Source organism: Gilliamella sp. ESL0254 (assembly GCF_013344985.1).
Classification (GTDB): Bacteria; Pseudomonadota; Gammaproteobacteria; order Enterobacterales; family Orbaceae; genus Gilliamella; species Gilliamella bombicola.
This window is the reverse complement of record NZ_JAAEDU010000003.1, coordinates 110,496-126,039: the sequence shown is the minus strand read 5'-3', so window position 1 is coordinate 126,039 and position 15,544 is coordinate 110,496. Positions and strand designations below refer to the sequence as shown.

General features: G+C 36.7%; 11 protein-coding genes and 1 tRNA gene. 5 read left to right on the top strand and 7 right to left on the bottom strand.

Features of this window, described 5'->3' with window-relative positions; genetic code table 11:
• Positions 1-51: 51 nt before the first annotated feature.
• Positions 52-1,500, bottom strand: a complete 1,449-nt coding sequence (gene thiI / locus GYX25_RS08790) for a tRNA uracil 4-sulfurtransferase ThiI (RefSeq protein ID WP_091348748.1) — start codon at positions 1,498-1,500, stop codon at positions 52-54.
• Positions 1,501-1,813: 313 nt separating this feature from the next.
• Between thiI and secG the strand changes: the two genes are divergently transcribed.
• The 3 genes from secG (at position 1,814) to GYX25_RS08775 (ending at position 2,563) form a co-directional block, all read left to right on the top strand.
• Positions 1,814-2,188 (top strand): preprotein translocase subunit SecG, encoded by a 375-nt coding sequence (secG, locus tag GYX25_RS11325; protein ID WP_091348745.1) that lies wholly within the window; start codon positions 1,814-1,816, stop codon positions 2,186-2,188.
• 7 nt (positions 2,189-2,195) lie between these two features.
• Positions 2,196-2,281 (top strand) — tRNA-Leu (locus tag GYX25_RS08780).
• 120 nt (positions 2,282-2,401) lie between these two features.
• Positions 2,402-2,563 (top strand): hypothetical protein, encoded by a 162-nt coding sequence (locus GYX25_RS08775; protein ID WP_174787198.1) that lies wholly within the window; start codon positions 2,402-2,404, stop codon positions 2,561-2,563.
• A gap of 177 nt (positions 2,564-2,740) precedes the next feature.
• On the opposite strand, the gene mukB is transcribed toward GYX25_RS08775, so the two are convergent.
• Genes mukB through mukF form a run of 3 tightly spaced genes read right to left on the bottom strand, consistent with a single transcriptional unit; the run spans position 2,741 to position 9,259 of the window.
• Complete coding sequence (gene mukB / locus GYX25_RS08770) at positions 2,741-7,159, bottom strand: chromosome partition protein MukB (protein WP_174787197.1); 4,419 nt, start codon at positions 7,157-7,159, stop codon at positions 2,741-2,743.
• Between the two features lie 2 nt (positions 7,160-7,161).
• Positions 7,162-7,893, bottom strand: a complete 732-nt coding sequence (mukE, locus tag GYX25_RS08765) for a chromosome partition protein MukE (RefSeq protein ID WP_174787221.1) — start codon at positions 7,891-7,893, stop codon at positions 7,162-7,164.
• A gap of 43 nt (positions 7,894-7,936) precedes the next feature.
• On the bottom strand, positions 7,937-9,259 hold the full coding sequence (gene mukF, locus GYX25_RS08760; RefSeq protein WP_174787196.1) for a chromosome partition protein MukF: 1,323 nt from the start codon (positions 9,257-9,259) through the stop codon (positions 7,937-7,939).
• Between the two features lie 316 nt (positions 9,260-9,575).
• Between mukF and pntA the strand changes: the two genes are divergently transcribed.
• Positions 9,576-11,108 (top strand): Re/Si-specific NAD(P)(+) transhydrogenase subunit alpha, encoded by a 1,533-nt coding sequence (pntA, locus tag GYX25_RS08755; protein ID WP_174787195.1) that lies wholly within the window; start codon positions 9,576-9,578, stop codon positions 11,106-11,108.
• A gap of 15 nt (positions 11,109-11,123) precedes the next feature.
• Positions 11,124-12,521, top strand: coding sequence for a Re/Si-specific NAD(P)(+) transhydrogenase subunit beta (gene pntB / locus GYX25_RS08750; RefSeq protein ID WP_091348699.1), 1,398 nt, complete (start codon positions 11,124-11,126; stop codon positions 12,519-12,521).
• Positions 12,522-12,578: 57 nt separating this feature from the next.
• On the opposite strand, the gene GYX25_RS08745 is transcribed toward pntB, so the two are convergent.
• The 3 genes from GYX25_RS08745 to oxyR form a co-directional block, all read right to left on the bottom strand.
• Positions 12,579-13,622 (bottom strand): alpha/beta hydrolase family protein, encoded by a 1,044-nt coding sequence (locus GYX25_RS08745; RefSeq protein WP_174787194.1) that lies wholly within the window; start codon positions 13,620-13,622, stop codon positions 12,579-12,581.
• Positions 13,623-13,804: 182 nt separating this feature from the next.
• Entirely contained in the window at positions 13,805-14,452 is a 648-nt protein-coding gene (gene fabR, locus GYX25_RS08740) for an HTH-type transcriptional repressor FabR (protein WP_091348694.1), read from the bottom strand.
• Between the two features lie 39 nt (positions 14,453-14,491).
• The gene (gene oxyR, locus GYX25_RS08735; protein ID WP_091348691.1) at positions 14,492-15,418 is read right to left on the bottom strand and encodes a DNA-binding transcriptional regulator OxyR; all 927 of its coding nucleotides are present in this window, start codon (positions 15,416-15,418) and stop codon (positions 14,492-14,494) included.
• Between the last annotated feature and the right edge of the window lie 126 nt (positions 15,419-15,544).

Below are 15,544 nucleotides of genomic sequence, written 5' to 3'. Positions count from 1 at the left end.
CCCATTATATATGTAAAAAATACCAATAATATAGTAAATTATTGTTAAGTTTTATGTGCGAAATATTTTGACGTTATTAAAACCTTGGTCAATTAGATAAAGTGCTTGTAATTTACTCATAACGCCGCGTTCACAATATAACAAATATTGTTTTGATTGATCCAAATCACCAAATTGCGTTGCTAACTTATAAAATGGAATAAGTTTGATATCAATGTCGTTCAATATGAGTGGATTATCCTCTTGCTCTTCTGGAGAGCGAATGTCGATAACAACATGATCTGCATTAAGCATTGTGACTGTTTCGACAGATGTTATTGTGGTGTCTGTTTGTTTTTTTATTTCGCGGATATCAATATTTTCAGCATTTTCAACCGCTTTATCTAAAACAGCAAAATCAAAATTCAACTCTTCAGCTTCAATTTTTTCTTTGATAGCTTTAACCGTTGGGCTTTTGGATATGACACCACAAAATTCTGGCATTGTTTTAGCAATGTCTTCGGTGCCTATTTGACGTGCAAGATTGATAATTGTTTCTTTATCGTGCGTGATAAGTGGACGTAAAATTAATGTGTCACTTACATTGTCAATTAATCGTAAATTAGTTAGTGTTTGGCTCGATACTTGCCCCAATGCTTCGCCTGTGACAAGTGCTTCGACATTATAACGTTGAGCAATTTTCGATGCGGCACGGATCATCATTCTTTTTAAAATAACCCCCATTTGCCCATCATCAATCTTTTCAAGTATTTCACCCACAACATCAGAAAAGTCAATGGCTATAAAACGTACTTTATGCGAACTTCCAAATCGCTCCCATAAATAATGAGCCATCTGTTTAACACCGATTTCGTGAGTTTTCCCTCCTAGATTAAAAAAGCAATAATGCACCCTGCTACCGCGACGCATTAACATGTAACTTGATACACCAGAATCAAAACCACCCGATATAAGCGACAACACATCTTCCTGTGTACCTGTTGGAAAACCACCAATTCCAGCATGTCGCCCTTTGACTAGTAGTAATTTGTCATTGTCGATTTCAAGGTTAACGGTGATGTCTGGTTGAGTTAATTTCACTTTAGCCGATACAACGTGTTGATTAAGCCCACCGCCAACATAACGTTCAACATCAATTGAAGTAAAGTCATGTTTTCCTCGGCGTTTGACTCGCACACAAAAGGTTTTATTCTCAATTAGTGGTGCATAATAATTTAATGCTTTTTCGAAGATGTCATGAACGTCAACAAAGGTAAGCTCGTCAACAGCTAGAATATGATGAATACCTGGAATACGTGTTAATAGCTCAAGGATCTGAGCTTCACTATTTTCAACTTTCGGGCGAACTTCAATAAAATCCCAATGACGAACCACAGCAACATCTTCAATGTGATGCTTTAAAATGTTGCGAATATTACTCGTTAATATTTTAATAAAACGTAAACGGACAGAATCACTTTTAATGGTAATTTCAGGAAAGAGCTTAACAATAAATTTCATAAAATCAATGCGAACTATATAAATTTAGCACTATTATACTGGTTTTCCTCCAAAACATACAATTGATTATGGAAAATAGCAAAATTATAAAATGAAGAAAGTATCAATAAGTTTATTTTTTTATAAACCAATAATACATTATATAAAAAGATAATTTTTAAGCTATAAACAGTGTGTTTTTACTTATTTAAAGGGATAAATGCTCAAAACATATCAATTATATCTTAAATTTTACTTGCTTGTTGGTCTGTCTTTCGCTAATATTTCGCATCAATAAATTCTGTTGTATAACACATAAAATTGACAGGTTGAAATGTACGAATTTTTAATTATAAGCTATTTAATTATTGCAATTGTTATTATTGGATTAGTTCTAATACAACGAGGCAAAGGTGCAGATATGGGCTCATCTTTTGGTGCAGGCGCGTCGGCAACTTTATTCGGCTCTTCAGGAAGTGGGAATTTTTTAACCCGTGCTACAACAATATTAGGCATTTTGTTTTTTGTGATAAGCATCTTACTGTCAAACTTAGGTAGCAAACCTAGTGTAACTTCAAGCAATGAATTTAACTTCATTGATGATGTTGTACCGGCAACAACACAATCAAACGAAGACAATACAGTACCTGTAACAGCGCCACTTGTTCAGCCTGTACAACAAAATTCGACATCAGATATTCCAGAATAAAAACGGCGCCGTGGTGGTGAAATTGGTAGACACGCTATCTTGAGGGGGTAGTGCTCTAAGGGCATGCGGGTTCAAGTCCCGCCCACGGCACCAAATCAATAATCAGTAATACTCTTTTAAACCGAACAAAGCACATCAAATCTAGCAATAAAAAGCCTTGAAGACTATTTCAGCAACTTAAAGCAGCTTGTAATTCTTGTAATAATACCTTTTATGTATAGCTCGTATGTTGAAGCAATCTATTTTGAAGTAGATCAAAATGGACTAGAACAACTTGCATCATTTAAAACTGATGATGGCAAAATCTTAAGGGATACTATGAGTAAAATGGCGTCTATAGCGACTGAAAATGTCAAAAACATTAAAAGAACCTAAAGGCACAAGAGAGAAGAAACTAATCAGCAAGATTAGCCAAGTAGTCACTTTTATTTAAGCTATCATAACGTTTTATTTATATAATTTAGTAAAAAAAGATACTAATAGGCTACTTGCAGTTAAAAATAAAATTTCGCCGACAATTCGTCGGCGAAAACGTTACAACATAATAGAAAATTACGCAAAACCTTTCAAACCAACCACATGAACATGCTCATGATTATTGATCACTTTACGAACCAATTTGTAGGTTGTGCCTTTTTCTGGACTGATGTTTTCTGGAGCTGCAATGATTAATTGCATTTCTAGCCGTTCACAAAGCTCAAATAACGTTGCAATAGATTTGGCATCTAGTCGAGCAGCTTCGTCCAAGAATAATAAACGACACGGTGAAATATCTTTGTTGCGCAGACGCTTAGATTCGTCTTCCCAACTTTGAATCACCATTAGTAAAATCGACATTCCTGTACCAATTGCTTCACCTGTTGATAGTGCGCCACTTTCAGCACGTAACCAACCATCAGCACCTCGATTGACCTCAACATCCATTTCTAAGTAATTTCGGTAATCAAGTAGCTCTTCACCAATATTTTGCGCAGTACGTTGTCCCATATCAATATGTGGATTTAAGCGTTGATAGAGTTTAGCTAACGCTTCAGAGAACGTTATGCGATTATTACTAAACAGATCTTGATGCTCATTTTTTTCATCAGACAATGCGACTAGCAGTGAAGAGTGGGCTTCACGAACATTGACATTTAAACGTACACCGTTAACTTGCCCAAAGGCCACTGCTTGTAAACCTTGGTTAAGTAAGCGGATACGATTTTGCTCACGTTGAATCGTTTTACGAATAATATTAGACACACTTTTTGAGCTAATCGCTAATTGTTGCTCACGGGATGTTAGCTCTTCGGTCAAACGTGATAATTCTATTTCCATCTGTTCAATTGCTTCAATAGGGTCATCAGTTTTGACAATATCTTGACGAATTCGCTCGCGTAGGTGAGCGTAAACTGCAATGTAAAATTGAATTTTACGTTCAGGCCGTTTTGGATCTTCTGATAGTCTTAATACATCTCGCAAATGTTCATTATCATTAACAGCCAGACGTAACGAACCTAATGCCTTATCCGACATTGAACGCAACTCATCAGCACTTAAATAAGCCAGCTCCCGACGGTGTAAACGCCGTTCAACACTGTTTTCTTTGACTAAACGTAATACTAAACACCACCCTGCTTTGGCTTCAACAACTTGCTTACGTAGTTGCTTATAATCACGCAGTGTTTGTGTAAGGCGTTTTTGCATTTGTGTCATTTCGCTTTCGCACATAATTAGTTGTTTTTCAAGCGATGTGCAATGCAGGCGATTATTATTTAATTTTTGATGAATTTCATCACGGCGAATTCGAGCTCGTTCTTCAGTGATCGCATCAGCTTTTACGCCAATTTGTTCGATCTCTTTTTGTAGTTCTTGCAGCATATCGCGTTTAGTATCAAATGCACTTTTAAGCGAAGCCAGCGTTTGGTTATATTGGTTGTATTTATCTTGATACTGTTGCATCTGGCTACGCGCTTCAGCTCTTTGGACTTCAACTACTTCTAATCGAGACCGTAATTTTTCATTTAAATCACTATTTTCGCCCAACATGCCAGCCGAATCTTCATAACTAAAATGAGCTCGGCGTTGCATGACTTCAGTTAACGCGAAGACTTGTTGACGAATCGTTTGTTGTTGTGCTTTAACAGTGTTGTAATGTTCACGAAGCGATTCATTTTGTTCGGGATCACTTTGTAAAACTGCCACTAAAGGTTCAAGTTCTGAAACAGTATTTCGATTACGGCTAACGTATTGCGCAGATTCTTGCGCTACAACTAATTGCTCACGTAATTCATCCACCCGATCAGCTAAATCATCATCTGCAAGTAAGTGCATCTGAGCAATAAGCTTATTGACGGTAACTAATTGCTCTTTGCAATTAATAACTTGTTGTTGGTTTTGCTGATCAATGCTTTCTTGAGATGATAATTGACGCTCAATTTCGGTGCGTCTTATCGCTAATTTTTGTGCTTCCGCTTCAGGATCGATATCAAAAGCAACAGCAAGATATTGTCCTATAAATTGTCCAACATTTTGCTCAATACGTTGTAATTTTTGTAAATCAAATGAGAGCGTTGCAAAACGTTCATGTAATTCATCACGTTCAGCCGATAGTTTTTCAAGATGAACTTCACGCGCGGCACGACCAAATAGTGGTACACTTGGAAAACTCGAAAATCGCCATTGACGATCGCCTGTTTTGACTAGTACCGATTTATTCATTTCCTCACAGTCAAAAACACTATCATCAAATGATGAAGGATCACCTTCGATAAAGTATATATCTTCAGGATAATCTTCATCACTTTCCGTTAGGGTTTCTAATTGCTGTTTCACTAATGATAAATCAGGCACAACAATAGCTTGCCTTGCAGGGCCATAGAGTGCTGAAAAATAAGGTGCATCATCAATGGTTACATCTTCATAGATTTCAGAGAGTAGCACACCATTAAATCGTTCAGCTAACGAAGTTAAACGCCCATCGTCCACACCACTTGGTTGATTAAGTTGTTCGATTTGGACATCAAGCTGGCTACGCCTAAAATTGATTTGGTCGCGTTCAGTTACAAGAACACGTTCTTGTTCAAGCAGCTGTTGCATATGTTGTGTTACAGCTTGGCTGTGAGTAAATGTGTCACCTGTTTGTTCTTGCAAAGCAATTAGAGCATCTTGAGCTTTTAACCATAGTGGTGCTTTTTGTCGATAATCGGAAATTTTCGATTGAATTTGCTCAAGTTCTTGCCTAAATTCAATACGTTTTTCGCTTGATTCGTTAGCCCGTTCAGCATTCTCATCTAGCTGGGTTTCGATCTCTTGTTTTAATTCGTCAAGCTCATCATAATTAATTTGTCGCCCAATACGTTTACAAAATTGTGTTAATAATGATTCCGCTTCTTTTTGTTCAAAAAAGCGTTGTTCTAGTTCATCAAGTTGCAGCTGTAAATGTTCCGCTTGTTCAGCTTGATAACATTGTGATGGCCACTGTCTTAATGCTTCTTTTGCAGCTACAAAGGAATCACTACGAGTTACATCACCAACCAATTTAACGACCAATTGATAAGCTCGATCAAATTGATTAATGGCGGCATCAGATATACTTAATTTTTGTTCAAGTTCAAGAACTTGTTCGGTGATCTCTTTTTGCTTTTCATCAAACACGGCAAAGTGATCTTCGATATTGCTAATACCTAGTTTTGGTAACTGACATAATGACTGAGCATTCTTTAATGCCTGTAAAGCCTGTTGATATTGAATTGCTCGTGTTTGTTGAACATCAAGTGCTTGCTGATAATCCGCTAACTGTGTTTTGATTTCATCAACTTCTTGCTCTGTTTCGTTGACCTGATCACGGTAAACTTGGTACTGTTCATTCGCTTCAAGCACCACTTCGTTTTGTTCTTCAAGTTTTAAATTTAAGTCATCTAAATCTGCTTGATAGCGGTCAATTTTTTCTTGTTGACGTAGCGCTGTTTGTGCTAAGTTGAGGTGATCATTAGCGGCTTGTAAATCAGTTTCCAAATCGCTTTGCGATTCTTGATATTCTTTAAGTTCTTTCGCCGTTTCTATTTGGCGGTATTGATTGCTGATAAGCTGATCTTGCGTTTTAAACATATCACGACGCAAGCCAAGTACAGATTCAATATGCACTCGACGTTCGTTAGCATGACGCATATAATCAGCAGCAACATAATTGGTCGACTCGGTAATAAGATGTTTAAATAAATCACGATCGGATTGTGTAACTCGAATCGCTTCTAATGTCATTCGATTTTCACGAAGTGCCGCTTCCATATCTTGGAAAGCTTTACGTACACCACCATTTTCAGGTAATAAATAGTCGCGTAGTGAACGAGTAATCGCACTTGAAATCCCACCATACAGCGAGGCTTCAATTAAGCGATAATATTTACTACGATCAGATGAAGAACGTAAACGTTTAGGTAATATACCAAAGTCAAACATAACTGAGTGATAATCAGTAATCGAGTTAAATTGTTTGAAAATAATGCCGTCCATTGATTCGACTTTATCTTTTAACTCTGGCAACGATAAAATGCGTGCTTGTTTATCATTTAAACGTTCAGTAACTAATTCTGTAGGACTAATAACGACAGGTAAACCTTGCAGTAAAAATGGTTTAATATCCACTTTTTTGTCACGCCCAGCAACTTGCTGTAAACGTACACCACAGATAATTCGTTGGTTACGAGAATTAATTACATCCAGCATTGAATAACAAACACCCGGTTTTAACTTACCATGCAAACCTTTATCACGTGAGCCAGATGTTGCCCCCGCTTCGGTGGTGTTTCTAAAATGTAATAAGGTTAAATCGGGTATCAATGCTGTAACAAAAGCCGCCATCGTGGTCGATTTACCTGCACCATTACCACCAGATAAGGTTGTAACTAGCTGATCAAGCTCAAACGTTCGAGCAAAAAAACCATTCCAGTTTATCAGAGTTAATGAGTGAAATTTGCCGTGTCCAATCATGTTTATTCTATCTCCTCATTAACATCATCATCTTGTTCTTCATTGTTATCATTATCTAAGATTAAGGTCGATTCAATTTTAATTGCTTCGCCATCTCGGATTAAACGTAATTGGGCTTCTTGCGCATCATCACCACTACGAACATCAGCCCCAAATCGAAAAATAGCTTCGTTAATACGAAAGCGTGAGCTGTCGTTTCCAACAATAAAAAAAATCATACCAAGTCGTCGTAATCGATTTAACGCCGTTTTTACTTTATCAAATAATTTTTGACGATCTAAATCTGACCCCGTTGAGCGTTGATTCACTAATTTAAGTAGTTTACTTTCGTCAGCTAATGAAACTAGCTCATCAAATAGCTCTTGTAGGGTAAAAACACCTTCGTGCGCTAATCGTTCAGGGCTTAGATACAAATAACAAAGAACCTTACCAACAAGCATATCAAGTTCAGATAAAACAGATCTTGGAATTAATGTTGTTGAACGAGGTCGAAGATAGAAAAAACCTTCAGGAGCTCGAATTAATTCAACATTATAACGTTGGTAGAATTGTTCAAGCTCAAGTTGAAAATCCATTAAAAATGCGTGATGATCAAGTTCATCAATACCAACATGACGGCCTGAACGTAATAAACTATCCAATTCTGGAAAAATAGGATTAGCAATCGCTTGCGCCAATTTTACAGGCATATATTTATCTATGGACGCCTGAGAACTTGCCGCAATGCGCCCCATGACATCATCAAGATGATGAGCCGTTTGTTCTATTTCTAAATCTTTAGTATCTGTCGATGACATGTGCTTGCACCTCAGCTCCATAATCGTTAATAAGTTTCCATTCAGCAGGAATACCAAGCAGATCATCTTCGGCAATACCGAGACGAATAGCTTGATCAATGAATAACCTTGCAATATCAAAATGCTGCTCACGTGGGAACTGAGCTAAATAACTGCGAATGGCAATACCCATATCAAGTGGTTTATTCTCTTGTTTAAAAACCAATAAATTTTGTTCAATATGCGCAATAATATGTTCTTGAATTTCTTCAATCATTTCAAATTCAAGCTCTGATGGTAATTCCCCCGTCACTTCGGCATCATGTAACGCTAACTCTTCATCACGCATATCAAGTAAGCGTTCAGCATTAGCAAAAGTCAGTGACCAAGGTAAATCAAAATATCCTTGAATCGATTTGCGTAAACGTTGTGAAAATACACGGTTTTTATCTAAGTCGATAGCTGTACGAATAAATTTATGAACGTGTCGATCGTAACCTATCCAAAGATCTATGGCTTTTTGTCCCCAACCAATAATGCGGTCAAGCTTACCTTGTAGATCCATGACTACGTTGTTAATTTTATCTAGTTCAGGTTTATCAAGCGTTGCATCTTGTATCAAAAGTAAACTGGCTTGTAATTTATCGCCAGCAGCGGCTAAAGTATCTTGTAACTCGCGCAATGTTTGCGATGTTTCGGTAAGTAATCCTTCACAACTGGTAATTGCGGCCTGCCAATCTTGACTTAATAACGCCGAGATATTTTGCTTCACATCGGTTTGCTGTTCATCCATGACACGTTGGGTGATATCAATACTATCAAAAATTTCTGCGACCGAATATTTTAACGGAGCAAAGACATTTCGGTGCCAATGTAAATCATCACCGCCTTCGACAGCTGCATCTGCGGCACGTTTTAATTCCTGCGCAACAATAGATAATTGAATGGATAAGCGCAATGTCGAAAATTCGCGCTGGCGAATATAATAATCAGAAATGCCTATCCCTAATGGTGTTAAACGATAAATTGAAAAACCATCAGTCATCTCACTTGCAAACCGCGTAATAAAACGCTGACGCACTAAATCGTTAATTGCATTATTGGCTCGTATAGTGATGGTATCTTCACTTTGTTCAAAAATTTGTGAAACATGCCTAAAAGCATCAATCAATTCAGATTCTGTCATTTCGCCATCAAAACGTTCACTATTTAATACGGCAATAGCCAATAAAAAAGCTAACCTTTCAACTGGCAAAGTGATCGAAAAATCATTCTTTTTTGCCCAAGAGACCAGTTCCGGCACTGATTGGGAAAAATCAATCATAAAAGTTCCTCAATTCAACGAGAACAAAATCGAAACATACCGTAGAGCTTCCATTGTTTACGGTATAAACAGAAATAGCGTCAATTATATAACAATATAGAGTAAATTTGTAATGGAATTCGATGAAAGAATTAAACTGTATTATTAAAATTCTGGCTACTTAAATATAAACTTATAATAATATTAATTAATAAATATCATCAAAATAAATTAAAATCTTATTTCTTGCATAAAAAATAGATTCCCTACTCGCACTGATACCTATTTATGCTAAAATTAATATACTCTATATAAACTAACGTAAGGATGTAACAAAATGCATATCGGTATACCTAAAGAGCGGTTAGCCAATGAAGCTAGAGTTGCAGCAACTCCCCAAACTGTTGGACAACTGTTAAAACTTGGTTTTACAGTTTCTGTAGAACAAGGTGCTGGGCATGCTGCTCATTTTGAAGACCAAGCTTTTATTGATGCTGGAGCCACAATCCAAAATACACAAGACATTTGGCAAAATGATTTAATTTTGAAATTTCATGCGCCAACTGATGATGAAATCGTGTTAATGAAAGAAGGGTTAACTCTCATCAGTTATATTTACCCAGCGCAACACAAAGAATTATTAGAAAAACTAGCAGCTAAAAATATTACTGTTATGGCAATGGACTGTGTGCCTCGTATTTCACGTGCACAATCTTTAGATGCCCTCAGTTCAATGTCTAATATTGCTGGTTATCGTTCAGTTATTGAAGCTGCAAACCAATTTGGCCGTTTCTTTACTGGTCAAGTTACCGCTGCAGGTAAAGTCCCTCCTGCCAAAGTATTAGTTATTGGTGCTGGTGTTGCTGGCCTTGCAGCAATTGGTGCTGCAGTAAGTTTAGGTGCGATTGTTCGTGCTTTTGACACTCGCCCTGAAGTGGCTGAACAAATTAACAGTATGGGAGCTGACTTTTTAGAGCTTGATTTTGAAGAAGAAGCAGGATCTGGCGATGGCTATGCTAAACAAATGTCAGCAGCCTTTATTGAAGCCGAAATGGCGCTATTTGCTGAACAAGCTAAAGATGTAGATATCATTATTACCACAGCGTTAATTCCGGGAAAACCGGCACCAAAACTTATTTCTAAAGAGATGGTTGAATCCATGAAACCAGGTAGTGTTATTGTTGATTTAGCAGCATTAACTGGCGGTAACTGTGAATTAACTAAACCGGGCGAAGTTTTCGAGACTGAAAATAATGTAAAAATTGTTGGCTATACCGATTTAGCTAATCGTATGCCAGCTCAAGCATCACAACTTTATGGTACAAACATTGTTAACTTATTAAAACTGCTAGCTAAAGAAAAAGATGGCAATATTAATATTAACTTTGAAGATGTTGTTATCCGTGGTGTAACAGTGGTTAAAGAAAAAGAAATAACGTGGCCAGCACCACCAATTCAAGTATCAGCACAACCTCAGAAAAAAACTTCTGAGTCAATTGCTAAACCTGAACCAAAACCAATGGATCCACGTAAAAAATATGGAATTTTTGCATTAGCCATTCTAGCCTATTTCTGGCTTGCGAATTCTGTACCCGAAAGCTTCTTAGGGCATTTCACTGTTTTTGCTTTATCTTGCGTGGTTGGTTATTACGTTGTATGGAATGTTACGCACTCTCTACATACTCCACTGATGTCAGTAACTAATGCAATTTCTGGTATTATTTTAGTCGGAGCAATATTGCAAATCGGTGATGACAACGGTCTAAGTACAGCAATTGCCTTTGTTGCTATTTTAATCGCTAGTATTAATATTTTTGGCGGATTCTTTGTTACGCAAAGAATGCTGAAAATGTTTCAACGTGGCAAGTAAGGGAGGGAATAAACCATGAGTAATGGAATCATTCAAGCAGCCTATGTTATTGCTGCATTACTTTTTATCTTTAGTTTACGTGGTCTTTCTAACCAAGAATCAGCCAAATCAGGAAATATCTACGGTATGATTGGTATGGCTATTGCACTTATTGCAGCAGTAGCTAGTATCAAGGGTGGATTACACTGGATCGTAATCTCAATGATTATTGGTGCAACAATTGGGTTATACCTTGCTAAGAAAGTTGAAATGACGCAAATGCCAGAACTTGTTGCGCTACTACATAGCTTTGTTGGTATGGCAGCTGTACTTGTTGGTTTAAATAGCTTTTTAGACTTAAACAGTCATTCACAACTATTTCATGGTAATGAGCTTACTGTACATTTAGTCGAAATTTTTGTGGGTGTATTCATTGGGGCTGTAACTTTCTCAGGTTCTGTTGTTGCATTCGGTAAATTAAATGGCCGTATTAGCTCTAAACCACTTTCTATTCCAAATAAACATTATTGGAATTTAGCTGCGATTGTTGTTTCGATCATATTAATGTATACCTTCATTGAAGTAGAAAATGGAACAGGTGCACTCATTAGTCTATTAATTATGGCAATAATTGCATTTGTATTTGGCTTCCATCTTGTTGCCTCAATTGGTGGTGCTGATATGCCAGTGGTAATCTCAATGCTAAACTCTTATTCTGGTTGGGCAGCAGCAGCAGCGGGCTTTATGTTAGGTAACGATCTATTAATTGTAACAGGCGCATTAGTTGGTTCATCAGGTGCAATTCTTTCATACATTATGTGTAAAGCGATGAACCGCTCATTTATTAGTGTTATTGCTGGTGGTTTCGGTAGTGATAGCAGTTCAACAAGTTCATCAGATGAAGAACAAGGTGAATACCGTGAAATGCAACCTGCTGAAGTTGCACAAACATTAAAAGAAGCGCGTTCTGTTATCATCGTTCCTGGCTATGGTATGGCTGTTGCACAAGCACAAGGTGCAGTAAGTAATATTACAGAAAAACTACGTGCAATGGATATTGAAGTGAGATTTGGTATTCACCCTGTTGCCGGACGTTTACCAGGTCATATGAACGTATTATTAGCTGAAGCGAAAGTGCCATATGATATCGTTCTTGAAATGGACGAAATCAATGATGACTTCCCAGATACTGATGTTGTTTGGGTTATTGGTGCAAACGATACTGTTAACCCAGCGGCAGAAGAAGATCCAAATAGTCCAATTGCTGGCATGCCTGTTCTTGAAGTTTGGAAAGCAAAAACGGTTGTTATTTCTAAACGCTCAATGAATACTGGTTATGCAGGTGTACAAAACCCACTATTCTTTAAAGAAAATAGCTATATGTTATTTGGTGATGCTAAAGATAGTGTTGAAAAAGTATTACAAAACCTTTAATGATTAATTCATTAATATACTGCGGCTTCCGCCGCAGTATATTTCTAAAATAGGCACTTAATTTAAATTCGCTTTAGCTAAAAAATCGATTATTTGATCCGTTATTTCACGGTGTATCTCTGTCCTTGTGCGATTCCCACCATCTTTACAAATAATTGCTTCTCCTTTAGCATCTTGCTCTAAAATATCTATAGCGCCTGATTTACAAATTTGCATGAAACTAAAATGCATTGCATCAGGGATAACAATATAAGTTGATAATGATTTTGAAAGAAACTGTTGTAAATAACCAGATTCTAGCTCTACATTCGTATCACCAACATCAATACCAGCACCAATGATTAAAGAAGGAACAGTAATATTTTTCAAACTATCTGCAGTAAATCCTCTAACTAATCCAGCATCTAAAGAAATAAATGACTTTATTCTCGGATCTGACATGTTTTTATTTAATTGTGGGTTATCTAGTCCAAGTTCATTTACTAACTGGCAAGCTTTTAAATGTGAATGTATAGTGCAATCTTGTTTAAAAAGATCTGTATCAAACCTTGCTCCAGCAAGTGCAGCTACTGTCCAACCTCCAAGGGAATGTCCAATAGATGAAATTTTATTCATATCAATATAGTTTGCCAAAATCTCATCTATTTGTAACGCATCAATAGTTTTACTTAGATCTTGAGGACGTAACCACAATTTAGTAGATTGAGTAATATCTTTATTAAAATAAGTAGTTCCCGGATGATTTGGTGCAGCAACAATATATCCCCTATCTGCCAGTTCATAAGCAAGCCAATTTAAACTTTGCCAACTTCCTCCATAACCATGCGAAATAACAATCAAAGGATGTTTACGATAATTTGAAATAGGTGCAGCATCAGGAATAACTTTAGAACCATAAAAAATGGCATTATCACCAATAGTTACTGCTATTTGTTGATCATTGGTCGGATACCATATTGCAATATTTAAAGGTCTACTGTCTTCTTTGTTATAATAGATTTCCTTAAATCCCACATTTGAATAAGCATAGTTGAAAAAGGGAAAGGACAAAATAAGCGAATAAAGCAAAAAGTATAGTTTAGTCATTAAATTAATTTCCATTTAACAATGTTTCTCTTTTTTTAATGCTATAGTATGAATAACAAAAACACAATAAATAGTAATAGTAAAAATCAGTAATTAGTAGATATTTTTATTGAAAATAATCAATTACCTAACAGCATGAAACTTTAATATTACGACCAAACTAGAATTTTGAGATTGGATTTGGGGTGGTATAACGATTAATGACTATCTTTTTTGATTTGTTCTTTATGATATAAATAATAAGCTCCACGAGACACCATTCTTAGTTGAAAAATAAGATCTTCAATTAATTTTTGTCTTTGTACTGTATCAAAATCAATTGCTTCAGCTCCCGCATTAAAAGCAATAGTTACCATTGCTTCTGCTTGAGCTTCATTGTAATGGTGAGGCATCTGGTTGGCATTATCAAGATAATCAACAAGCTCTACAATAAAGTGTTGGATTTCTCGAGCAATAGCAGAACGAAAAGCTGCTGATGTTCCAGCTTTTTCGCGGAGAAGTAATAAAAAGACTTTAGGATTTTTATCAATAAACTCAATAAATGTGGTAACAGATGTCCGTAGTACACTACCACCTTTTTCAATACGCTTACGCGCTTGTCGCAATAATTGACGAAGAGTCAAACCACTTTCATCAACCATGGCCAAACCTAATTCATCCATATCGCGAAAATGGCGATAAAACGAAGTTGCAGCAATACCTGCTTCGCGGGCAACCTCTCTTAAACTTAAACTAGCAAAACCTTGCTCGGCATTAAGTTGATTAAATGCCGCATCAATTAAGGTACGGCGGGTTCTTTCTTTCTGTTGAGCTCGAACACCGCCGCTGGTCTTGATATTTTTCATTTTATAGCTCAATCCTAGTTGTTTATATTTAACCTAATATTAATTTGCTGATTTTAATAATCGCTCTTTTTCAGCAAACACTTTCGGCATATGCTCACGGATAGTTTTAGCTATAGTTTCATAGCGAGAACGTAATGGCGAGCCAGGACGATAAATCAAAGTAATACTGCGTGATGGTACTGGCTCTGCACAAGGAATATAGCAAATATTATCTCGAACACGCTCATTAGGTGCCGCAAGCTCTGGAAATAAAGTGATTCCACGGCCAGCAGAAATCATACTACGAAGCGTTTCCAGACTGGTTGCTTTAAACTGTTTATCCTCATCAATACCAACTTGGAAACAATATCCCATTGCATGATCTCGTAAACAGTGACCATCTTCTAGCATTAAGAATTTTTGTCCTTTTAACTGAGATAGTTTAACGACTTTTTTACTAGCCATTTCACTACTTGCAGGAACAGCTAAAAACATCGGCTCGTCAAATAATGGTAGCTCAATAAACTGCGAGGTTTCTTTAACTTGAGCAACAATGGCACAATCAAGTTTTCCACTTTCAAGCTGAGCAACAATGCTAGCGGTTTGAGCTTCGTGTAAATACAGCTCTAACTGAGGGAAAGACTCATGTAACACAGTAATCACATGTGGTAAAAGATAAGGTGCTATCGTAGGAATCAAGCCGATATGCATTGGTCCTGACATTTCTTCACCTTGACGACTTGCCATTTCTTTTAGAATTTGAATGTTACGCAAAATCTCTTTAGCTTGCTCAACCAGCATCATGCCTGTTTGAGTAAATAATACTTTGCGACTAGTACGCTCTAATAACATTACGCCTAGTTCATCTTCTAATTTCCTAATTTGACCACTAAGAGTTGGTTGACTCACATTGCAAGCATCAGCAGCTTTACGAAAATGACGAAATTCAGCTAATGAAACAAAATATTCCAAATCACGAATATTCATAATGTCCCCAATAAGTTATTAGTTAATAGTATATACTCAAACAACTTCCATATGTAAAGTTATAACAAATAACATTCTTCATAATTTCTTAAACTATAATGCTTTATAAATTATATTCTGTAAAAC